This is a genomic window from Nocardia sp. NPDC004278 (assembly GCF_053602975.1).
Map to the genome: position 1 here is coordinate 104,300 of NZ_JBSGEQ010000017.1, position 25,326 is coordinate 129,625.

General features: G+C 67.2%; 6 protein-coding genes and 1 pseudogene. 5 read left to right on the forward strand and 2 right to left on the reverse strand.

The genetic code is table 11. The annotated features are described in order from the left end of the window. Positions 1–210: 210 nt before the first annotated feature. Positions 211–14,439: pseudogene (locus tag ACWEO2_RS25185) on the forward strand (amino acid adenylation domain-containing protein); the annotation flags it as partial. Positions 14,440–14,506: 67 nt separating this feature from the next. Here the strand turns inward: ACWEO2_RS25185 and ACWEO2_RS25190 are convergent. After that, positions 14,507–15,382 (reverse strand): endonuclease domain-containing protein, encoded by an 876-nt coding sequence (locus ACWEO2_RS25190; protein WP_452407548.1) that lies wholly within the window; start codon positions 15,380–15,382, stop codon positions 14,507–14,509. Between the two features lie 912 nt (positions 15,383–16,294). Beyond that, positions 16,295–16,471: a DUF397 domain-containing protein gene (locus ACWEO2_RS25195; RefSeq protein ID WP_452407549.1), complete on the reverse strand. Its 177-nt coding sequence runs from the start codon at positions 16,469–16,471 to the stop codon at positions 16,295–16,297. On the opposite strand from ACWEO2_RS25195, the gene ACWEO2_RS25200 reads away from it, so the two are divergent. The 4 genes from ACWEO2_RS25200 (at position 16,406) to ACWEO2_RS25215 (ending at position 25,141) form a co-directional block, all read left to right on the forward strand. Further along, positions 16,406–16,603: a hypothetical protein gene (locus tag ACWEO2_RS25200; RefSeq protein ID WP_452407590.1), complete on the forward strand. Its 198-nt coding sequence runs from the start codon at positions 16,406–16,408 to the stop codon at positions 16,601–16,603. The genes ACWEO2_RS25195 and ACWEO2_RS25200 overlap by 66 nt on opposite strands. 84 nt (positions 16,604–16,687) lie before the next feature. Next, positions 16,688–17,020 (forward strand): hypothetical protein, encoded by a 333-nt coding sequence (locus ACWEO2_RS25205; RefSeq protein ID WP_452407550.1) that lies wholly within the window; start codon positions 16,688–16,690, stop codon positions 17,018–17,020. 309 nt (positions 17,021–17,329) lie between these two features. Further along, positions 17,330–17,491 (forward strand): hypothetical protein, encoded by a 162-nt coding sequence (locus ACWEO2_RS25210; RefSeq protein ID WP_452407551.1) that lies wholly within the window; start codon positions 17,330–17,332, stop codon positions 17,489–17,491. A gap of 261 nt (positions 17,492–17,752) precedes the next feature. Beyond that, entirely contained in the window at positions 17,753–25,141 is a 7,389-nt protein-coding gene (locus ACWEO2_RS25215; protein ID WP_452407552.1) for an amino acid adenylation domain-containing protein, read from the forward strand. Positions 25,142–25,326: the final 185 nt, after the last annotated feature.

Consider the following 25,326-nt stretch of genomic DNA (forward strand, 5'->3'; position numbering starts at 1 on the left):
TGCGTGGGGGTGGTGATCTGGCGCGGGGGTGGTGATGTAACGACAAACCCGAGGAAGTAGCTCCCTGATGGTCGGCCTGTTCGAATGTGTGTTGGTGGCGTGCGCGCGCCGTGCGCGACCGGGGTTCGGCGCATGACGCGGCCGGATCGCGAGCGGCTCAACCGGACTCGACGCCCGCGGATCAAGACCCTGCCGCAGTTGCTGACCACCGCCGTGGAGGCCAATCCGGCGGGAGTCGCGATCGTCCTCGCCGATGCGACAACGACATCGGCGCGGCTGAGCTATGCCGAACTGGATGACCGGTCGACTCGCCTGGCGCGCTTGCTGATCGAGGCCGGTGTGGGGCCGGAGGATCTGGTCGCGGTCGGCATGCCACGGTCGGTGGAGTCGGTTGTCGCGGTGTGGGCGATCGCCAAGGCCGGTGCCGGATTCGTGCCGGTCGACCCGAACTATCCGGCCGATCGCGTCGCCCGCATGCTGTCGGACTCCGGTGCGGCACTCGGCCTCACCGTGGCCTCGGTCGGCGCGCGGCTACCGGATGGGCCGCAGTGGCTCACCATCGATACCGCGGAGTTCGAGCAGCGGGTCGCGGGATTTTCGGCGGAGCCGGTCACCTACGCGGACCGGATGCGGCAATTGCGCGCCGAACATCCGGCCTATGTCATCTACACCTCGGGATCGACCGGCACGCCCAAGGGTGTGGTCGTCACCCAGGCCGGTCTTTCGAACTTCTGCGATGAGCAGCGCGAGCGCTATCGGCTGACATCCGATTCGCGCCCACTGCATTTCGCCTCACCCTCGTTCGACGCGTCGGTGCTGGAATTGCTACTCGCGCTGAGCCGGGGCGCGACGATGGTGGTTGCCGCGCCGACGGTCTACGGCGGTGCGGAATTGGCCGCGGTGCTGCGTCGGGAGCGGGTGACCCACGCCTTCATCACCCCCGCCGCACTCGCCTCGCTGCCGCCCGAGGGGTTGGACGAGTTGCGTGTGGTGGTCGCGGGTGGTGAGACCTGTCCGCCGGAGTTGGTGCAGCGCTGGGCAGTGCCGATCGCGAATGGCGTGATCCGGGAATTCTTCAATGGGTACGGGCCAACCGAGACCACCATGATGACCAATATCAGTGCGCCGATGGCACCCGGGCAGCCGGTGACCATCGGTGCGCCGATTCGCGGAATCACCGAATACGTGCTGGATGAGGAGCTTGCGCCGGTACCGGGCCGGGTCGTCGGCGAACTGTACATTTCCGGTGCGCAGGTGGCCCGCGGCTATCACGGCCAGCCGGGACCGACCGCCGCCCGGTTCGTGGCCGATCCGTTCGGCGCGCCCGGCGCCCGGCTCTACCGAACCGGCGATCTGGTGCGCTGGACGGCGGATCGGGAGCTGGAATACCTGGGGCGCAACGATTTCCAGGTGAAGATCCGTGGGTTCCGGATCGAGCTCGGCGAGATCGATGCGGTGCTGGCCGCGCACGACAGCGTCGGGTTCGTGGTCACCGTCGGACATGAACAGGACAGCGGCGCAACGGTTCTGGTGTCATATGTGCGCACAGCCGACGGCAAATCGGTCGATACCGCCGAATTGACCGCGCTGGCCGCGCGGAAGTTGCCTGCCCATATGGTGCCCAGCGCCATTATGGAACTCGACGAGATTCCGCTGACCCCGGTCGGCAAGTTGGATCGGCGGGCGCTGCCCGCACCTCGATTGGCTACCAAGGCCTTCCGCGCGCCCTCGGGTGCGGCGGAGCCGGTGATCGCCGAGCTCTTCGCCGAGGTCCTGGCACTGGATGTGCCGGTCGGCGCGGATGACGACTTCTTCGCACTCGGTGGCAACTCGCTGCTCGGCACGCAGTTGATGGCGCGCGTCGGGGAGGCGCTGGATGCCATGGCGCCGGTGCGCCTGCTCTTCGAGGAACCGACCGTCGCCGGGCTCGCCGCCGCGGTCGCGCAGTACGCCGGGACCGGCGCCCGCCGGGCCTTGCGCGCCGGTCCGCAACCGGATGCCATTCCGCTGTCGCTGGCCCAGCAGCGGATGTGGTTCCTGAACCGGTTCGATCCGACTTCGGCGGCCTATAACATTCCGATCGCCGTGCGGCTCACCGGTGCGCTCGATGTGGCGGCGCTGCGGGCGGCGGTCGCGGATCTCGTTGCCCGTCACGAGGTGCTGCGGACGGTGTATCCGCAGACCGAAGCCGGTCCGGTGCAGCTGATCCTGCCCGCGGCGGTACCCGAGCTGATGGTTCGAACGGTGCCGGCCGAACAGCTCGAACCCGCGGTGCGCGAACTGCTCTCGACCACCTTCGAGGTGACCGTCGAAGTGCCACTGCGGGCCGGGCTCTTCGAGGTCGAGACGGCAGCTGCGCCAGCCGAATTCGTACTTGCGCTGGTGGTGCACCACATTGCCGGTGACGGCAGCTCGATCGGGCCGTTGACCCGGGATCTGATGACCGCCTACGCCGCTCGATCGGCGGGTTCGGAGCCGGGCTGGGCGCCGCTGCCGGTGCAGTACGCGGACTACAGCATCTGGCAGCGCGAGCTGCTGGGCAGTGAAAACGATCCGGAATCGCTGGCGGCCGGGCAGATCGCCTACTGGCGCGACGCGCTCGCGGGGCTGCCGGATCAGCTCGAGCTGCCGATGGATCGGCCACGGCCCGCGGTGCAGTCCTTCGCCGGTGGCAAGGTCGCGGTGCATATCGATGCCGAAACCCACCGGGCGCTGGCCGAATTGGCGCGCGCCGAGGGTGCGACGCTGTTCATGCTCGTACACGCGGCATTGGCGGTACTGCTGGCCCGGTTGTCGGGCACCGATGACATCGCCGTCGGCACGCCGGTGGCCGGACGCGGTGCTGCGGCATTGGACGAGCTGATCGGCATGTTCGTCAATACCCTGGTGTTCCGGACCCGGGTGGATGAGTCCGCGCCGTTCACCGAATTGCTCGCGCGGCAGCGCGAGACCGATCTCGCGGCATTCGCGAATGCCGATGTGCCGTTCGAACGGCTCGTCGAGGTGCTCAATCCGGTGCGCTCCACGGCGCGGCATCCGCTGTTCCAGGTGGGATTGTCGTTCCAGAATCTGGCCGCGACGAATCTGGAGCTACCCGGACTGACCGTCTCGGGCGTGGATTTCGATGCGGCGGTATCGCAGTTCGATCTGCACTGGATCGTCGGCGATCAGTACGACGAGGCCGGTCGACCCGCTGGTATCCGGGGTGCGGTCACCTACGCGCGCGATCTGTTCGACGAGGCGACGGTCGCACGTTTCGTGGCGCGTTTCGTGCGGATGCTCGGCGAGATCAGCGCCACGCCGAGTGTGGTCGTCGGCGAATTGGAACTGCTCGATGCCGCGGAACGGACCGAACTGGTATCCGGCCGGAATGCGACCGACCATGCGGTGGACCCGACGGCGACGCTGGTCTCGCTGTTCGATGCGACCGTCGCCGCGACACCGGGCGCGGTGGCGCTGATGGGTGCCGATGGCGAGCCGGTCACCTATGGTGAGTTGGATGCGCGGTCGAATCGTCTTGCGCGGCATCTGATTTCGCGTGGTATCGGACCCGAGTCGCGGGTGGCGCTGGCCCTGCGGCGGTCGGTGGATCTGGTCGTCGCGATGTATGCGGTGGCCAAATCCGGTGCCGCGTATGTGCCGGTGGATCCGGATCAGGCCGCGGCGCGCACCGACTACATATTGGGCTCCGCGGCACCGGTCTGCGTACTGACCAATGCCGAAACGTCCTTCGATACCGCCATCGCACCGGTGGTCCGGCTGGACCGGCTCGACCTCGCCCGGTTGGCCGCGACGCCGATCGAGGACCGTGATCGGATCGCGCCGCTGCGCGCTGTCAATACCGCGTACGTGATCTTCACATCGGGCTCGACGGGTCGCCCGAAGGGCGTTGCGGTGTCGCATGCCGCGATCGTCAACCAATTGCTGTGGAAGACAGGCGAATTCGTGCTCGGTCCGGGTGATGCGGTGCTGTTGAAGACGGCTGCCACCTTCGATCTCTCGGTATGGGAGTTCTGGTCGGCGGCCGTCTGCGGCGGCCGATTGGTGCTCGCCGCGCCGGACGGACACCGCGACCCCGCCTATCTGAACGACCTGATGGCACGGGAATCGGTGACCACCCTGCATGCCGTGCCATCGATGCTGGATGCGCTGTTGACGACCGGTCGGCTGCCGTTCACACTGCGGCGCGTGCTGGTGATCGGTGAGGCGCTGCCCGCCTGTCTGGCGCAGCGGTTCCGGGCGACCTATCCGCAGAAGGAACTGTTCAATCTGTACGGTCCGACCGAGGCGGCGGTATCCATCACCAGCCATCGGGTGACCGATGCGGACACGGTATCGGTGCCGATCGGTGCCCCGGAGTGGAACAGTCGTGTCTACGTGCTGGATTCGCGTTTGCGGCCGGTGCCGGTTGGCGTCTCCGGAGAGTTGTACCTGGCCGGTGCGCAATTGGCGCGCGGCTACTTCGGGCGGGTGGATCTGACGGCGGAGCGGTTCGTGGCGAACCCGTTCCAGCCGGGCGCGCGCATGTACCGCACGGGTGACCTGGTGGCGTGGAATGCCGCAGGGGGTTTGGAGTATCGGGGCCGCACCGACTTCCAGGTGAAGATTCGCGGGTTCCGGATCGAACTCGGCGAGATCGAGGCGGTGTTGACCGCGATACCGCAGATCGCGCAGGCGGCGGTCATCGCCGATGCCGATCCGCGCACGGGTGACCGGCTGGTCGCGTATCTGGTTCCCGCGGCGACCGATATCGATGTGGCGCGGGTGAAGTCGGCGCTGAGCGGTGCGCTGCCGTCCTATATGGTGCCTGCCGCCTACGTGGTCCTGGCCGAACTTCCGCGCACCGCCAACGGCAAGCTGGATCGAAAGGCATTGCCCGCACCGGAGTTCGAGACGCGAGTCTTTCGCGCGCCGTCCACGCCGATCGAGGAGATCATCGCCGCGGTGTTCACCGATGTGCTCGGGGTGGATCGCGTTGGGATCGACGACGACTTCTTCGCGCTCGGCGGCAATTCGCTGGTCGCCACGCAGGTGGCGGCGCGTGTCGGTACAGCACTGGATACGCAGGTGCCGGTGCGGATGTTGTTCGAGGCGACCACTGTTGCCGCACTGGCGGTCCGGGTCGAGCAGCGGGTCGGCTCCGGTGGGCGGGCGCCATTGATCGCGGGTCCGCGACCGCAGCCGGTGCCATTGTCACTGGCACAGCAGCGGATGTGGTTCCTGAACCAGTTCGATACCGCATCACCGGTGTACAACGTGCCGGTGGCGGTGCGGCTGTCCGGTGCGCTGGATATCGACGCACTACGGCTGGCCGTCACCGATGTGGTGGCCAGGCATGAGGTGCTGCGCACCGTGTACCCGGCCCGCGACGGCATTGCCCATCAGGTGGTCCTGCCCGTGGGACAGGCGGTTGCCGACCTGGCCCCGGAAGATGTCACCGCGGGCGAGCTGCGCGAGCGGATCACCGAGCTGGTCGGTACCGGCTTCGATGTGACCGCCGAGGTGCCGGTGCGTGTCGCACTGCTGCGCTGCGATGGCGATCATGTGCTGGTAGTGGTGGCGCATCACATCAGCGCCGATGGCTGGTCGATGGGTCCGCTGACCCGTGATCTGATGCTCGCCTATGTCGCGCGCGGCGGCGGATCGGCTCCGGCGTGGACGCCATTGCCGGTGCAGTACGCCGACTTCGCGATCTGGCAGCGCGCCGTACTCGGTTCCGAATCGGATCCGGATTCCCTTGCCGGACAGCAGATGTTGTACTGGCGGCAGGCGCTCGCGGAGCTACCGGACGAGCTGAACCTGCCCGCGGATCGGATCCGGCCAGCGGTCCGCTCGTTCGTCGGTGGGCACTGCGATATCGTCATCGATCCGCAGTTGCACCGAGCGCTCGTCGATATCGCTCGCGAGCACAATGCCACGCTGTTCATGGTGGTTCACGCCGCTCTCGCGGTATTGCTCGCGCGACTATCGGGCACCGACGATATCGCCATCGGTACGCCGGTCGCCGGACGCGGTGCGGCCGAACTCGACGATGTCATCGGCATGTTCGTGAATACGCTGGTGCTGCGCACCGAGGTGCCGGGTGCGAATACCTTCGCCGAACTGCTCGCGCACGTCAAAAACGTCGACCTACAGGCGTTCGCGCATGCGGATATCCCCTTCGAGCGTTTGGTGGATCTGCTCGAGCCGGAGCGCTCGACGTCGCGGCATCCGCTGTTCCAGGTGGCGCTGTCGTTCGAGAATCTGCCGGAGAGTTCCTTCGAGCTGCCCGGATTGCGGGTCGCCCCGGTCGATTTCGATATCGCGATCGAGAAATTCGATCTGTCGCTGGTGATTCGCGAGTCGAGTGCTGGCATGGTGGCCGCGTTCTCCTACGCGCGTGACCTTTTCGATGACGCGACGGTGCGAGCCTTCGCGGACCGGTTCGTGCGACTGTTGGCGGGGATCGTCGCGAGTGTGGATGTACCGGTGGGTGAGCTGCCGATGCTCGCCGAATCCGAGGTCGAATCGCTGACCCGGGTGCAGCCGGACGATGTGATGGCCGGTGGGTTGTTGCCGGATCTGCTGGTGCGTGGACTGCGCCATGGAGCCCGTCGGACGGCGGTTCGCTATCAAGGGCGTTCCATCAGTTACCGCGAGCTGGACGAGTACTCATCGCGGTTGGCCAGGGTGCTTATCGAGCGAGGTGTCGGTCCGGAAAGCCTGGTGGCGGTCGCCTTGCCGCGCTCGTACGAGATGGTTGCGGCCGTCTTGGCGGTGTCGAAGGCCGGTGGTGCGCATGTGCCGGTCGATCCGAATTATCCGGTGGATCGGGTGCGGTACCTGCTGACCGACTCGGCCGCGATCCTCGGGCTCACCGCCGCTGATTACCTTCCCGGCCTACCCGGTGACGTGCACTGGCTCGCGCTCGATGACGCCGAGACGGATGCGTTGTGCGCCAGCCGGTCCGCCGCACCGGTGACCGACACCGACCGGATCACGCCGCTGAAACTGCACCATCCGGCATACGTCATCTACACCTCGGGTTCGACGGGTATGCCCAAGGGCGTCACCGTCACCCACGCCGGTCTCGGCGGTCTGCTCGATCACGCGGTAGCGCTGTACCGGCTCGAGTCGCACCATCGCTTCCTGCACATCTGCTCGCCGAGCTTCGACCCATCGGTGCTCGAATGGCTGTGTGCCTTCTCGAGCGGTGCGACCCTGGTCATCGTGGCGCCGAAGGTGATCGGCGGCGCCGAACTCGGCGACCTGCTGCGCACCGAGCAGGTGACGCACGCGATCATCACTCCGGCGGTGCTCGGCACGGTGGATCCGGCCGGGTTGGATCAGCTCGAAATGCTGTCCGTCGGTGGCGATGTGACCACTCCCGAACTGCTGGCCAAGTGGCAGCCGGGGCGCCGGTATTACAACGGCTACGGCCCGACCGAAACCACCATCATCTCCTCGTACGCGGAATTGACCGCAGGACAGCACATTACGATCGGTAAGCCGGTCAACGGCATGTCCGCGCTGGTACTCGACGCGCGGCTGAATCCGGTTCCGCCCGGCGTGACGGGTGAGCTGTATCTGGCGGGTGGTGCGCTGGCGCGCGGCTACCGGAATCGGCCCGGACTTTCCGCAGCGCGCTTCGTGGCCGATCCGTGGGGCGAGCCGGGTGCGCGGATGTATCGCACCGGTGACCTGGTCCGCTGGTACACGTCAGCCGGTGCCACCGCGTTCGAGCTGGACTATGTGGGCCGCAGCGACTTCCAGGTGAAGGTCCGCGGCTTCCGTGTCGAACTCGGTGAGATCGATGCGGTGCTCGGCGGCCACGAGGACGTCGAATTCGCGGTCACCATCGGCCGCGCGACGGCGGCGGGTGGCACGGCGCTGGTGTCCTATGTGCTCGCGGCGACCGGCCGCACGGTCGATCCGCAGGGGCTCACGGAGTTCGCGGCGCGCGTGCTGCCATCGCATATGGTGCCGTCCACCGTCGTCGTCCTCGACGCGATCCCGTTGACCGCCAACGGCAAACTCGACCGCGACGCACTGCCCGAGCCGGAGTTGACGGCCACGGTGTCGCGGCTGCCGTCGGGTCCGCTGGAATCGCGGATCGCCGAGCTGTTCGCCCAGGTCCTGGGCGTACCGCAGGTCGGTGCCGACGATTCCTTCTTCGCCATCGGCGGCGACAGCATCGTCTCGATCCAGCTGGTGGCACGGGCCAAGTCGGCCGGAATCAGCTTCACCCCGCGCGATGTGTTCGAGCAGAAAACCGTTGCGGGGCTGGCCCGGATCGCGGTCCTCGGCACGGAATCAGCGGCGACGGTGCTGGCCGAGCTGCCCGGTGGCGGCCTCGGCGAAATCCCGATCACGCCGGTGCTCGCCGGATTTCTGGCAGCCGGATCGTTGCGCCGATTCGCCCAGACCATGGTGCTCGCGCTGCCGGAGGGTATCGATCGCGCCGGACTGGTCGCCACCCTCACCGCCGTGCTCGATCACCACGACATGTTGCGTGCCCGCGTATGGCACAGCGACGGTCGGTGGCGCCAGGAGGTGCCCGCACCGGGAACCCTCGACGCATCGGCATCGGTATCGGAGATGCACCTGCCCGCCGACGCGGCACCGCACCAAATCGGCAATGCCGCCGTGGCCGCCGCGCTGGCGGCACTGGATCCGGCCGCTGGCCGAATGCTCGGATGCACCTGGCTGCGCAGGCCGGACGGGCGCGATCTGCTCGTCGTCGCGGCGCACCACTATGTGATCGACGGGGTGTCGTGGCGGATTCTGATCCCGGATCTCATGACCGCCTGGGCGCAGCGCGCCGCGGGGATAACGGTCGCATTGCCCGAGGTCGGCACCTCGTTCCGGCGCTGGGCACACGGTCTGGTCGAGGCAGCGGGCGCGCCATCGCGGATCGCCGAACTCGACTACTGGCACGATGTGCTGGCCACACCGGATCCCCTGCTCGGCCATCGCGCACTCGATCCCGCCGTCGATACCAACGCGACGGTGCGGCAGGTGACCGTCGAGGTGCCGGTCGAGGTGGCCGATGCGGTACTCACCACGGTGCCCGCGCGGTACCGGGGCGGCGTCAACGACGGTCTGCTCGCGGCGCTGGCCATGGCGGTGCGGACCTGGCGAGCCCGACGCGGTATCGACGCCCAAGTCACCAAGGTGCGGCTGGAGGGTCACGGCCGCGAGGAAACCACGGTGCCCGGCGCCGATCTGACGCGCACGATCGGCTGGTTCACCAGCGTGTACCCGGTCGCGCTCGATCTCACCGGAATTGCCGAGGAGACCGCGGCGGTGCTGCGGTCGGTGAAGGAACAACTGCTCGCGGTGCCGGAGCGGGGCATCGGCTTCGGCCTACTGCGCCAGCTCAATTCGGCGACCGCCGAGGCGCTGTCCGGTGATCTCGGACAGATCGGCTTCAACTATCTGGGCCGAGTGGCCGCTGGCGGTGCGCCGGAGGGGCTGACCGATCCGGGCTGGCTCCCGTCCGGCGAGCTGGGTGAGCTGGACGGCGGCCAGGATCCCGCGCTGCCAGCGAATGCAGTGGTCGATATCAATGCGATCGTCGTCGATACCGATGCGGGACCACGGATGGATGTGGCGTTCCAGTACGCGAGCGAAATCCTCGGCGAGGCGGCGGTGCGCGAATTCGCCGACGACTGGCTGACCGCCCTGACCGCGGTCGCCCGGCACGTCGCGGACCCGTCCGCCGGTGGCCTGACGCCATCGGATGTGCCGCTCGTCCATGCCACCCAGCACGAACTCGACGCCTGGCGCGCGGACCATCCGGGCCTGGCCGATGTGCTACCCGTGTCGCCGCTGCAAACCGGCCTGCTGTTCTTGATGGAAATGCTGGCGGATTCGGTGGACCCCTATGTCATCCAGGTAGCGGTCGGGCTCGCGGGCGAACTCGACCTCGATCGCCTGCACCGTGCCGCCCAGGCGGCACTGGACCGGCATCCGAACCTGCGCAGCGCCTTCACCATCGGCGCGGACGGTAGGCCGGTGCAGCTGATCGCCGATGGCGTGCGGGTGCCGTGGCGCATGGTCACCGAGGTGCCGGATGCCGATCTGCCGGATCTGCTGGCCGCCGACCAGCGCACCGGATTCGACCCGGCCACCGCGCCGCTGCTGCGATTCACGGTGTACCGCACCATATCCGGGGCCACCCAGCTGGTGCTGACCGCGCACCACATTCTGCTCGACGGCTGGTCGATGCCGCTGCTGATGAAGGATCTGCTGGTTCTCTACGCGACCAGGGGCGAGGCCGCGCAGCTGCCCGCCGCGCGGCCCTATCGCGACTATCTGGCGTGGTTGGCGCGCCAGGACCGGGAGAACACGCTGCGCGCATGGAATACCGCGCTGGCGGGCGTCGAGCCGACGGTACTTGCCCCGGCGCTGGTGCGACCGGCGTTGCCGGACACTGGTTTCGGCAGGTCGGCATTCGAGCTGTCGGCGACCGAGACGGCGGCGCTGACCGCCTTCGCCGCGGCGGCCGAGGTCACCGTGAATACCGTGCTCCAGGCCGCATGGGGCGTGGTTGTCGCCGGTATCACCGACCGTGACGATGTCGTCTTCGGCGTCACGGTATCCGGTCGGCCACCGCAGCTCGACGGGGTCGACGAAATGGTCGGCCTCTTCGTCAACACCATCCCGGTGCGGGTCCGATTCGATTCGGCGACAACGGTTTCGCGGCTGCTCACCGAGCTGCAGGCGGAGCAGGCCGCACTGCTCGAACATCACTATCTCGGGTTGGCCGAGGTCCAAGGTGTCGCGGGCGGCAGCGAACTGTTCGATTCGCTGGTGGCCTACGAGTCGTATCCGGTCGATGCCGATGGCCTGCGGCAGGCGGGCAGTGCGATCGACGGCCTGCTGGTCACCGGGGTGCGTTCGGTCGACTACACGCACTATCCGGTCACGGTGCGAGCCGAACTGGGTGCCGGGCTGCGGGTGGAGGTGCTCTACCGCGGCGATTCCGTCGCCGATTCGGCGGCGCGGGCCCTCACCCAACGGTTGCGTGGCATGCTCGGCGAATTCGTCACCGCGCCACAGCGTTCGGTTGTCGCGGTGCGCAATGGCGTCGCCACCGACGTGCTCACCCAGGTTCGGTACTGGCGCACCGCACTGGCGGGTCTGCCGGATGAGCTGACATTGCCGATGGATCGACCGCGCTCGGCGGTGCCGTCCGATGCCGGTGCCCGGGTCGGGTTCGAGATCGGCGTGCACCTGCACGACGGGCTGCGCCGACTTGCCGAGACGCGCAATACCTCGATGTTCGTGGTGGCGCACGCGGCGTTCACGGTGCTGTTGGCGCGGCTGTCCGGCCTGGCCGATATCGCGATCGGGACCCGCACCGAAACCGCGAGTATCACTGATGGTTTCGGCAATACGGTCGTGCTGCGTACCGAATATGACGCCGGTGCTTCCTTCGACGCGTTGCTCGCCGCAATCGGTCCGGTCGACGCCGCCGCATTCGCCTATGTCGATGTGCCGCTGGACCAACTCGTCGAGGTGCTCGACCCGATCCGGGTGCCCGGCCGACATCCGCTGTTCCAGGTCGCGATGGGCTTCCAGGATGACGCCGATCCGATCGCGGTGGATCTGCGCCTTTCGCTCACCGAGCGGGTCGGCCCGCGCGGTGATACGCGGGGCATGCTGGCCGAATTCACCTATGCGACAGATCTGTTCGACGCCGCCACCGCACAGGGCTTCGCCGATCGATTTGGTCGGATCCTCGCCGCGGTGGTCGCCGATGCCACGGTGACCGTAGGCGATATCGATCTGCTCGGACCGGATGAACGCGACAGTGTGTTGCGCGAATGGAATGCACGCGGTGCGTGGGTACCCGCCGCGACCCTGCCCGAGCTGATCGCCGATCAGGCCAGGCGGCGACCGGATGCGGTGGCCGTCCGCTCCGGCGACACCGCAATGACTTTCGCGCAGTTGCGGCGGCGGGCGAATAGGGTGGCCAGGGCGCTGATCGCCGCCGGTGCCGGACCGGAGTCGCTGGTGGCCGTCGCGGTTTCGCGTACCGAGGAGCTGCCGGTCGCCCTGCTCGGCGTGCTCACCGCCGGTGCGGCCTATCTGCCGATCGATACCACCTATCCGGCGCAGCGACTGGCCTTCGTGCTGTCGGACGCGGCTCCGGTCTGCGTGCTCACCACCGCGGCGCAGCGCGCCGATGTGCCGGTCGGCGACCAGCCGGTGATCTTGCTCGAGGACACAGTGGAATTCGCCGATGGCCCGATCAGCGATGCCGACCGCAGCGCACCGCTGCTCCCGGACAATCTGGCCTACGTCATCTACACCTCGGGCTCCACCGGTGTGCCGAAGGGCGTCGGCGTCACGCACCGCAATGTGGTCGAGCTGTGTGCCAATACCCAGCCGCTGTTCGGTTTCGACGAGACCGATGTGTGGACGCTGTTCCACTCCTTCGCCTTCGACTTCTCGGTGTGGGAACTGTGGTGCGCACTGGCCACCGGCGGCACCGTCGTGGTGGTCGACTACGCGACCTCGCGCGCACCGGAGCTGTTCCGCGAGTTGCTGATTCGCGAGCGGGTGACCGTGCTGAACCAGACGCCGTCGGCGTTCTACCAGCTCATCGAGGCCGACCGGGCCGCACCGGAGGCCGAAGGCGATTTCGCGCTGCGCCACGTCGTATTCGGCGGTGAGGCACTGGATCTGCGCCAGTTGCGGCGCTGGTACGACCGCCACCCCGCGGACGCGCCGCGGCTGGTCAATATGTACGGCATCACCGAAACCACGGTGCACGTATCGTTCCTGGCGCTGGACAAGCAGATCGCGGACAATCCGGCCAGCCTGATCGGGCGCGCACTGCCCGGTCTGGACGGCTATGTCCTCGACGAGCGGTTGCATCCGGTGCCGGTCGGTACACCGGGCGAGATCTATGTGGCCGGGGCCCAGCTGTCCAGGGGATATCTCGGCAGGCCGGGGCTGGCCGCGGTGCGGTTCGTCGCGAATCCGTTCGGCCCGGCGGGATCTCGTATGTACCGCACCGGTGACCTCGGGCGCTGGGGCAACTTCGACGAGGTGACCGGACTGGCGTACGCCGGACGCGGTGATCAGCAGGTCCAGTTGCGCGGCTTCCGAATCGAGCTCGGCGAGATCGAATCCGCGCTACTCGCCCAGCCATCGGTCAGCCAGTCCGTCGTCCTGGTCCGCTCGACCGAACGCCTCGGCGATCAGCTCGTCGGCTATGTGGTGCCCGCCTCCGGCGCCCGCCTCGATCCGGATGAACTGCGCACGCAGGTGGCCGAATTCCTCACCGGCTATATGGTCCCCGCCGCGATCGTGGTGCTCGATGTCATGCCGCTGACACCGAACGGCAAGCTGGATCGGCGCGCGCTGCCCGATCCGGCATTCGAGGCACGCCAGTACCGCGCGCCCGCCACGCCGATCGAGGAAGCCGTCGCCGCCGTCTTCGCGCAGGTGCTCGAGCTCGATCGATTCGGTATGGACGACAACTTCTTCGAACGCGGCGGCAACTCGCTGATCGCCACCAAGCTCACCGCGCGGCTGAGTTCGGTACTCGGCGAGAAGATTCCGGTGATGCGGGTGTTCACCGCGCCGACGCCGGGCGAATTCGTCGCGGAGATGGCGCGCCGGGCCAGCGGTCAGGTCGAGGGCGAGGCGGCCTTCGATGTGGTGCTGCCGCTGCGGGCCAGCGGTTCGGCCGAACCGCTGTTCTGCATCCATCCGGTATCCGGTATCGCGTGGTCGTTCGCGGGTCTGGCCGCCTCCCTAGATCCGGATCGTCCGATCTACGGCGTGCAGGCGCCGACGCTGGCCGCAGCGGCGGTGCTACCGGACACGATCGAGGAGTGGGCGCGCATCTATGTCGATGCGATCCGCTCGGTCCAGCCGCAGGGGCCGTATCACCTGCTCGGCTGGTCGATGGGCGGTGTCTTCGCGCACGAGATCGCGGTCCAGCTGCAGCGCGCGGGACAGCGGGTGGCCACGCTCGCGGTAATGGACAGTTATATGGCCGATCCGCCCGACGAACGCGCCCAGGGCGCGGGCTCGCCGGTGCCGGTGGCCGAGCTGATCGGCGGATTGCTCGGTGAACAGGCCGGTGACCTCGGCTTCGACACCGACGTGGACTGGGACGCGCTGGCCGAACGACTGGTCGAGCTGCCCGAGCCGTTCGCCTCCTTCGGCTCCGAGCGGTTCACCCGGGTACTGGATACCGCCGTACATTCGGTGGTCCTGCGCAATGACTATCGTCCGGCCCGCTTCCACGGCGATGTCATCTACTTCACCGCGGCGCTCGACGATGCCACCGGTTCGATCGGTGCGTCCATCTGGGCCGAGCTGGTGCACGGCAAGCTGGACAACCACGCGGTCCCAACCACCCACTGGCGAATGACCACCGCCCCCGGTCTCGCCGAAATCGGCAAGGCGCTGACCCAGGTATGGCACCCCAGGTAGGCGATCAAGATCAGGTGGAACTGGTGGCGGTAGCCTCTCGCGTTTTGCCACCATGATTTCCACGTGATCATCCGTCCAGTCGAGCGCCCTGGGTGGTGAGGGCGGTGCGGATGCGGTCGAGGATGACGTGGGGGCGGTGGTGGAGGAGGGTGGCGTTGAGGCGGATTACTCGCCAGCCCTGGGCTTCGATGCGGGCTATGCGGTCGATGTCCTTGGTGCGTTGGGTGGGGTTGGTCCAGTGTTGGGCGCCGTCGTATTCGACGGCCACCTGCCACTTCCGCCAACCGAGGTCGACGCGCGCGATGAATTCGCCGTAGTGATCACGGATCACCAATTGTGTTGTGGGGCGCGGTAAGCCGTTGTCTATCAGGAGTAAGCGTGTGTGGGTCTCGGGTGGGGATTCGGCGCCTGGATCGACGACAGCGAGCGTTGTGCGCAAGCGGTTGAGGAAACGTGCGCCCGGATGTTTCGATGCCAAGGTCGCAACCTCACCCGGTTCGAGTCCGGTGGCTGCACATAGTGCGTCCAGAATCGGTGTTGCCCGCTCGCGCGGCAGCCGCCGACCCAGGTCGAATGCTGTGCGCGCCGGAGTTGTGACCGTGAACCCGTCGACCTCGCAGCATTCGCTCGGCTCGATAACTGAGCGGATAGCACGAATCCCGCAGGGCGGGCGGCAATGTCCGCCCCTGGCGATCTCCGCGGGTTGATCGGCGTCGAGCCAGCGGGTGTTATGCATCGCGGCCGCCGAGCAACCGATCAGAACACCATCACCTTTTGCCCAATGCGCCGCGGCGCGGGCCATGCCTCCCGCATCGAGCGACCCCCCTTTGCGCATATAGACATCCGGAAACACCCGCACAAAGTTGTGCCGCAACTCCCACCGCGTAACCAACCCCGCCGCCACCGCCCAAGACCCCACAAACGCCTCATCCAATACCCCCATCCCCCCACTATCCCCACCCCCACCGACAACCCGTCCAGCGATCAAGATCAGGTGGCACTGGTGGCGGTGGCTTCTCGGGCGATGCCGCCATGGATTCCACATGATCATTTGTCCAGTTCGGACGCGGGGTGGTGGGTGTTTTGTAGAGAACGCGAGCACGGCCAGTTGACTGGGCTGGAAGCTGTGGGTCTGTCCACCTGGCTGCGGGAGGTAAGTCGGGTACGGCACTCGACGTGCCCAGCACTACACCGGCAAAACCACGGGACGCCAAACCATTTCGGGTCCAGCAACCCGGGAAGTCGGTGCAGGACAACAGGACCTACCGCAGGCCAACCAACCCGAACGCACCCCTATCCCGGATAGGCGAGCACTCGGGAATGTATTGGTGGAGGGACGCTCTCGGCGTTTTTCCTGCGAGGATGCAGGTGATCGGTTGTCCAGGTTGGCACGTGGCCGGAACCAGCGCTGGACGGCCTCAGTTGCCGCGTGTTGGGTCGAGGCTTTGTGTGCGGCGCTGAGTTCGGTGCGTGATGATGGCTATGAGGGCTGGTTGAACTCGCCAGCCTGCATGCCAGCGGTGAAAGCGTCCCGCTGGTCAGGGGTGAAGATCAGTGCGCACTCGATGGGGCGTTGTGGTGGACGCGGAGGGGTGGGTGGCCGGGGCGAGGGGTGCGTTCGGGTTGGGTGGGCTGCGGTAGGTCCTGTTGTCCTGCACCGACTTTCCGGGGTTGCTGGACCCGAATGGTTTGGCGTCCCGTGGTTCTACGGGTGCAGTGCTGGGCGCGTCGTGTGCCGTACCCGGCTTACCTTCCGCAGTCAGGTGGGCAGGCCCACGGCTTCCAGCGCGGTCGACTGGCTGTGGTTGCGATGGGCGAGGGCTCGAGAGTGTATAAGTTCTGGCCGGGCTGGCGGCTATGGGCGCGGGTTGAAATCGCCGTCGTGCACGCCAGCGGTGAAGGTGTCCCATTCGGTTGGTGTGAAGATCAGTGCGGGGCTGGGGTTCTTCGAGTCGCGGATACCGACATGACCGGCTTCGAGCCAGGCGACTTCGACACATTCACCGGCCGAACCGCATGGAAGACGCGCCAAGCCCTGGCAAATCTCACCGACCGTGCGCTCGTCGTGACCACCCAAGCAAGGAAGGGGCGCTACCAGATCACTCAGTCGGGCCGAAACACCTTGGCTACGAAGCCATTCGACCTCGGACAGTTGGGGGTGTGAAGCAATTGTGTGCCAAATGTGCGGGTGCCGCCTCGAATCTGCTTGTCTCCCAACGATGCTGGCTTATGAAACGGATCCGGCGGCATGAGCGGGCGACAGATACTCGTTACCGCGCCGCCGCTGTGCCATGCCGTGGACGTGATGTTGGCGCACGGTCTGTGGCAACGGCATCGCGCGTGCCGTATCAACCGGTGCATGTGGAAGGCGGCGGCGTATCAGACGCTCATGCTCGCCGGGCGGCTGGTTCCGCAATCGATGAGCCCGCGTGAACGTGCCGCCGCGAGAGGTATCGATTACCCAACAGCGGCCGGGATCGCCGCACTACCGCCCGGCGGCCACTCACCGGGCACGTTGCGTGAGGTGCTGGACGGGCTCGAGTCCCTGGCGTGTGATCCGTACGACTCGCGAGCCCGATAGGGGTGGCCGGGACGGGCGAGCATCGCACCGAGGTAGACGGCTGGTCGGCCGAGTGGCAGGTAGACCACGACCGCATTCGTATAACGCTGGTACACGGCGGGTCCGAAACCCCCTGATTTCGTTCATTGCGGCTTCGGCCCCGGACCTGGTGCAGATGCGAGAGCGCTTTCCCAAGCTCTCGCCGTTATGGGATGCGATTCGGCATGGGTACTGGGCGGAAGTTGCACCGCCCCTGAGGAATTCGCGAGGGCGGTTCGTTCGATGAGCGACGACAGGCGGCTTCGGCCGGAACTAACTGATCCTTTATCTGTGCGGCTTCGACAACTCACCGCGCGAGCCGGGCGTGCGGGATATCGGCTCGAACGCGCGGCCAGGGTGCCGTACGACCGGATGCTGCTCGACGCCGAAGACGGCTCGAATATCTATTCGACCGCAGACCTCGATCAGATCGAGCGGTGGCTCGACGAATGAGGTGATGAGGTGGTTCCTCAATGGGGAATCCCCGTCGAAGGTGTACCTGCTATGTGACGTATTTCACTGAAATCGAGCGCATCGCAACATCGACCGTCTGAGACCGATACACATCTGTCCCGCCTGCGCCCATGCGGCGCAGGCGCGACCGCGCATGCAGCAGGCTTATATGATGGCTCGGACTGCGCTGGCCCGGTGCAATATGCCCTCCACGGAGGGTGGGGCAGGTCCTAGCTCGACGCGAGAGGTAAATGCACTCGAATGGAAACTGCCCGCCGTTCCGCCCGTGGTAGTCGTCGCCGCAGGTCGGGCAGCCCGCTGTTTGCACAGCTGCTCACCGCCGCGGTGGAGTCCGCGGCGACTTCGGTCGCGCTGCGGTTCAATCCGACCGGCGCTGCGGCCGATCAGCGTGAACTCACCTACCGCGAGCTCGACGCCGCCTCCTCGCGGGTGGCGCGCGAGCTGATCGAGCGCGGGGTCGGCGCGGGCGATTTCGTCGCGATGGGCATTACCCGTTCGGTCGAATCGATCGTCGCGCTCTGGGCGATCGCGAAGACGGGCGCGGCCTATGTGCCGGTCGATCCCAACTATCCGCCGGACCGGATCGAGCACATCGTGACCGATTCGGGCGCCGAATTCGGCCTGACCACCAAGGCGCATCGGGCCAAGCTCGGCACCTCGACCTATTGGATCGAACTGGATGATCCGGTGGTATCCGAGCGGATCGCCGCCCGGCCGGGCCATCCGGTCTCCTATGCGGACCGGGTGCGCGTGGTGAATGAACAGCACCCCGCCTATGTCATCTACACCTCGGGTTCCACCGGTAAGCCGAAGGGTGTCGCGGTCACCCACACCGGTCTGGCCGGTCTGGCGGCGGTCGGTGAGCATTATCTGATCGATGCCGATGCGCGCGTGTCACATCTGAGTTCGCCCAGCTTCGACTTCTCGCTGATGGAGACGCTGTTCACCTTTTCGGTGGGTGCGACGCTGGTCATCGCGCCGCCGACGGTATTCGGCGGTGTCGAACTCGCCGATCTGCTGCGCCGCGAACAGGTCAGCCATCTGCTGATCACGCCCGGTGCGCTGGAATCGCTCGATACCGACGATCTCGATGACCTGCAGGTCGTGGTGGCCGGTGGCGACCGGCTCGGCGCAGATCTGGTGGCGCGCTGGGGCGATCACGGCCGGTCCATGTTCAATGCGTACGGGCCGAGCGAGGCAACCGTCATGGTCACCAGCACTGCGGCGCTGGCGCCCGGTGAGCCCGTCACCGTCGGCTCCGCAATTTCGGGCGTCGGCGCGTTCATTCTCGATTCCCGCTTGCGTCCGGTCCCCGCGGGTGTCGTCGGTGAGCTCTATGTCTCGGGTGCGGTGCTCGCACAGGGCTATCTCGGCCGCCCGGAGCTGACCGCGGAGCGCTTCGTGGCCAGTCCCTTCGGCACGGAGGCCGATAACCCGGGTGCGCGCCTGTACCGCACCGGAGATCTGGTGCGGCGCACCGATGCCGGTGTGCTGGAGTATCTGGGGCGCTCCGATTTCCAGGTCAAGATTCGCGGCCTGCGCATCGAACTCGGCGAGATCGACAATGTGCTCACCGCGCATCCGGATGTCGACTTCGCGGCCACCCTTGGCAAGACCCTGCCCTCGGGCACGACCGCGCTGGTGTCCTATGTGCTGCCGCGCGCCGGTAGCACGGTCGATACCGGTGCGCTGGCGGCCCATATCGGGGAGTCGTTGCCCGACTACATGATTCCGGCCGCCATCATGGTGCTGGATGAGATTCCGCTGACCCCGGTCGGCAAGGTGGACCGGGCGGCGCTGCCCGAACCGGTCTTCGCGGCGCGGCAGTTCCGCGCGCCCTCGACACCGGTCGAGGAGATCGTCGCCGAGGTCTTCGCGGCCCTGCTGCTCGGTGATGCGCAGGATGCGCGCGTCGGCGCGGATGACGATTTCTTCGAACTCGGCGGCAATTCGCTGCTGGCCGCGCAGGCGGCCGCGCGCATCGGTTTCGCACTCGACGTGCGGGTGCCGGTGCAGGTGATCTTCGAGGCGTCCACGGTCTCGGTGCTGGCCGAACGGGTTGAGCAGCATGCGGGTTCGGCCAGCGGCCGGGCGCTCACCGCGCAGACCCGCCCCGATCGGATTCCGCTGTCCTACGCACAGCAGCGGATGTGGTTCCTGAACCGCTTCGATGCCGCGAGCGCGGTCAACAATATTCCGCTCGCGGTGCGGCTGTCCGGGCGACTGGATATCGACGCCCTGCGGGCCGCGGGGCGCGATCTGGTCGAGCGGCACGAGGTGCTGCGCACCATCTACCCGGAGATCGACGGCGAGGGCTTCCAGGTCGTGCTGCCCGCGGGCGATGCGCGCGCGGTGCTGGAACTCGCGGTGACCAGCGCGGCCACACCGGAACTTTCGGATCTGATCATCGCCGAGGTGCTGGCCGGATTCGATGTGACGACCGCGCCGCCGGTGCGCCTGCGGCTGTTCCAACTCGACGAATCCGAATACGTGCTGGTGTGCGTGGTGCATCACATCGCGGCGGACGGCTTCTCGCTCGGCCCGCTGGCCCGCGATCTGATGTCGGCCTATTCCGATCGGGTGCGTGGCGGACGGCCGGAGTGGCCGCCGCTTGCTGTGCAATACGCCGACTACACCATCTGGCAGCGCGAAACCCTGGGCAGCGAGGACGATCCGGAATCGGTCTTCGCCCAGCAGATCGCCTACTGGCGCAACGAATTGGCCGCGCTGCCGGAACAATTGGATCTGCCCGCGGATCGACCACGTCCGGGCACCGCATCCAACCAGGGTGCCGTCGTCGCCTTCGAGGTCGGCGCGGACATCCACGCGCGATTGAATCAGCTTGCGCACGGACATAATTCGACACTCTTCATGGTCGTGCACGCGGCGCTCGCGGTGCTGCTCGCCCGGCTGTCGGGCACCCGCGATATCGCGGTGGGCACCCCGGTGGCCGGTCGTGGCGAGGCGGCGCTGGACGATCTGATCGGCATGTTCGTCAACACCCTGGTGTTGCGGACCGAGATCGATCCCGCCATGACCTTCGACGAGCTGCTGCGCGCGGTGCGCAAGACCGACGTCGCGGCCTTCGGCCATGCCGATGTGCCGTTCGAGCGACTGGTCGAGCTGCTGGATCCGGTGCGCTCGGCGGCGCGGCATCCGCTGTTCCAGGTGATGCTGGTATTCCAGAATCTGGCGCGCACCGAACTGGAGCTGCCGGGGCTGACCGTCGCGAGCGTGGATCACGCGGTATCGCTGGCCAAATTCGATCTGCAACTGGAGATCGCGGAAAATACCGACGCACATGGGATGTCGGCGACCTTCACCTACGCCACCGATCTGTTCGATGCCGCGACCGTGCAGGACTTCGCCGATCGCTTCCTGCGCGTACTGTCCGCGGTAGCAGCCGATTCCGACGCGGTGCTCGGCGATATCGATCTGCTCGCCCCTGGCGAGCGCGAGCTGGTTCTGCACGAATGGAATTCGGACGGGGCGACGGTGCCCGACGTGACCCTGGTCGACCTCATCCAGGAACAGGCGCGCCGCCGTCCGGATGTGATCGCGGTCCGATTCGGCAATACCGCACTGAGTTTCGGCGAACTGCAGCGGCGCGCGAACCGGGTGGCGCGGGCGCTGATGGCGCGCGGCGCCGGGCCGGAATCGCTGGTGGCCGTTGCCGTGGGGCGAACCGAACAGTTGCCCGTCGCACTGCTCGGTGTGCTCACCGCCGGTGCCGGATACCTGCCGATCGACACCACCTACCCGGCGCAGCGGCTCGAGTTCATGCTCACCGACGCCCAGCCGACCTGCGTGCTGACCACCGCCGATCTGATGGCCGATATTCCGGCGACGGAGCTGCCGGTCGTGCTGCTGGAGGACACCGCGGGCTTCGGCGAATCGTCGATCACCGATATCGAGCGCACGGCCCGGCTGCGTCCGGACAATCTGGCCTACGTCATCTACACCTCGGGCTCCACCGGGGTGCCGAAGGGCGTCGGCGTGGCCCACCGCAATGTGGTGGAACTGTTCGCCAATACCCAGTTGATGTTCGAATTCGACGAGACCGATGTGTGGACGCTGTTCCACTCCTTCGCCTTCGACTTCTCGGTGTGGGAACTGTGGTGCGCGCTCGCCAATGGCGGCACCGTCGTGGTCGTCGACTATCTCACCTCCCGCTCCCCGGAACAGTTCCGCGAGTTGCTGATTCGCGAACAGGTCACGGTGCTCAACCAGACGCCGTCGGCGTTCTACCAGCTCGCCGAGGCCGACCGCGCCTCGCACGCGGGCGATCAGGGCAAATTCGCACTGCGCTATGTCGTATTCGGCGGCGAGGCACTGGATCTGCGCCAGCTGCGGCGCTGGTACGAGCGGCACGCCTACAACGCGCCGTGGCTGGTCAATATGTACGGCATCACCGAAACCACGGTGCACGTGTCGTTCCTGGCGCTGGATGAGCAGCTTGCCGAGAATCCGGCCAGTGCCATCGGTCGCGCGCTGCCCGGCCTGGAGAGCTATGTGCTCGACGATCGCGTGCATCCGGCTCCGGTCGGGGTGGCCGGCGAAATCTATGTCAGCGGTGCGCAGCTGTCCCGCGGCTACCTCGGTCGGCCCGGACTCGCCGCGACCCGCTTCGTGGCCAATCCGTTCGGGGCGCCCGGCTCGCGCATGTACCGCACCGGCGACCTCGGCCGCTGGGCCGGTTTCGGTGGTCAGGCGAATCTCGAATACGCCGGTCGCAGCGACCAGCAGGTGCAGTTGCGCGGCTTCCGTATCGAACTCGGAGAGATCGAGGCGGCGCTGCTCGCCCAGTCCGGGGTCAGCCAGTCCGTCGTGCTGGTGCGCTCCGATGAGCACGCCGGTGACCGGCTGGTCGGATATGTGGTGGCCGAAGCCGATTCGCAATTGGACGACACCGAACTCCGTGCCGCCGTTGCCGAATTCCTCACCAGCTATATGGTTCCCGACGCGATCGTCGTACTGGACGCACTGCCGCTGACCCCGAACGGCAAACTGGACCGAAAGGCGCTGCCCGCACCGGAATTCGTCAGCGGTATCACCTACCGTGCCCCGCAGACGCCCATCGAACAGGCCGTTGCCAGCGTGTTCGGCGGACTGCTCGGTGTGCGCGATGTCGGCCTCGACGACGACTTCTTCGGCCTCGGCGGCAATTCGCTGCTGGCCACCAGGGCGGTCAGCCGGATCAATGAGGCGCTGGACGCGAATGTCTCGGTGCGCGAACTCTTCGAGGCCTCGACCGTCGCGGCGCTGTCCGCCCGGATCGTGCCCGGTTCGTCGAACGGTTCCCGTGCGCCGCTGGTTGCGTCGGTGCGTCCCGAGCGGGTGCCGCTGTCGCTGGCCCAGCAGCGCATGTGGGTGCTCAACCAGTTCGATACCCGCTCGGCGGCGTACAACATCCCGCTGGCCATCGGTCTGACCGGTGCGCTCGATGTGCAGGCGCTGCGCGATGCGGTCGCCGATGTGCTGGAACGGCACGAGGCGCTGCGTACCCGCTACCCGGCGACGGGTCCGGGTGGGCTGCCGTACCAGCAGGTCCTGCCGGTCACCGAGGCGTGGCCGGGCGGGCTCACGGTCGAGTCGACCACCGAACCCATTGTGCGCATCACCGAGCTGATGTCGACCGGATTCGATGTGACCGAACAGGTTCCGGTGCGCGGTGCGCTGCTGCGCGGCGAGACGGAGAATCGGTATCTGCTGGCCATGGTGGTGCACCACATTTCGGCCGACGGCGCCTCGATGGCCCCGCTGGCCCGCGATCTGATGCTCGCCTACGCAGCGCGCTGTGCGGGCAATGTCCCGACCTGGACGCCGCTCGAGGTGCAGTACGCCGACTTCGCGCTCTGGCAGCGCGAGGTCATCGGCAGCGATGACGACGAGAATTCGGTGGCCGCACAGCAATTGGCCTACTGGCGCGAACAGCTGGCCGGACATTCCGGCGCGCTGGAGCTGCCACTGGACCGGCCGCGCCCCGCGGTGCCGTCCATGCGCGGCGCGTCGACCGGTTTCACCCTCTCGCCCGAGGTGCACGCCGGGTTGATCCGCATTGCCCGCGAACACAATTCGTCGCTGTTCATGGTCGTGCACGCCGCGCTCGCGGTGCTGCTCGCGCGGTTGTCGGGCAGCTCCGATATTACGATCGGCACCCCGATCGCCGGCCGCGGCGAGCGCGCGCTCGATGATCTGGTCGGTATGTTCGTCAACACCCTGGCGCTGCGCACCGCGACCGAATCGGCGACCACCTTCGACGCCCTCGTCGAACATGTTCGCGAAACCGATCTTTCGGCCTTCGGCAATGCCGATATCCCGTTCGAGCGGGTGGTCGAGGTGGTGCTGCCGAACCGCGCGACCTCGCACAATCCGCTGTTCCAGGTGGTGCTGTCGTTCGACAATATCGAGCCGCCGCGGTTGGAACTGCCCGGTCTCACGGTCGCGGCACTGGATACCGGCGCGGTCGCGGCGAAGTTCGATCTGCAGCTGACCATCGAGCCGCGCCATCGCGAGGACGGTGCACCCGGTGAGCTGGTCGCGGTATTCAATTACGCGACGGACCTTTTCGACGAGTCGACGGTGCAGGCCTTCGGCCGCAGGCTGACCCGCATCTGCGCCGCCGTGGTGGCGGATGCGCAGGTCAGCGTCGGCGATATCGATATCCTCGATGCGGCCGAGCGCGATCGCGGCGCGGCCGCACCGGATAGCGCGCTGGAGCAGGCCGCCGACGGTGTTCCGGTCACCAGCGGTGCGGCGCTGACCCAGGCGCTGGCCGCCGCGGTTGAGGACGATCCAGACGGGCCCGCGGTGGTCTTCGGAGAGGACGCCGTGTCCTTCCAGGAACTCGACGCCAGGTCTTCACGACTGGCGCGGGTGCTGATCGGCCGTGGCTGCGGGCCACGCACCGGTGTCGCGATCCGGCTCGATCGGAGTGTGGACGCGGTGGTCGCCACCTGGGCGGTGCTCAAGGCCGGTGCCGCACTGGCCCCGATCACCACATTCGACGGACCACCGCTGGCGAGTGCCCGCAGCGCGGCACTGCCCGATGGGTTGGAAATCAAGGTCGGCCTGACCATCGGCCACGCTCCCATCGATACCGGCGGCATCGACTGGCTCGCCCTCGACGATCCGGCCGTACTCGGTGCGATCGCCGCCGAATCGCCGCGACCGGTGACCTATGCGAACCGGACCCAGGCGCTGCGCGGTGAGGATCCGGCCTTCGTGGCCGGGGTGACGCTGTCCTACAACGACATCGCGCTGGCGACCAAGCGACTGCGGGCGCGCACCGAGCTGACCTTCGAATCGCGTCTGTTCCGGTATGGCCGCGCGGATTCCGCGGCTGCGCTGCTGGAGGTCGTCGCGGCCGGTGAGAACGGTGCGTCGGTGGTGCTGACGGCGGGCGGTGAGCTGGACAACGTAACGCTGTCGGCATTGTTGGCCGACGAATGGGTGACGCATCTGTTCATCGATCGTTCCGGTCTCGGTACCGTCGATGTGGCGGGGCTGGAGGATCTACAAGCCGTGATGCTCGACGATGGCGCGCCCGCGCCGGAATTCGGCGCCGTCGCGGCCGTCGTCGAAGTCGGTGTGCTGCTGGGCGTCCAGCGGCCGGGCGACCCGAGTTGATCTTCCATCCAGAAGATCCATTGGCCTGTGTGCGCACAGGTCGACACCGGCGGCGACCGGTTTGCGAAGTGACTATGGGCGAGGTGAGGAAAGTTCCTATGGTTTGGGTGCCGGGACATCGGGTGCTTGGACAGGATCGGGCGCGTCAGCGTCACGATCTGATGTGGACGGTGTCGCATTCCGCG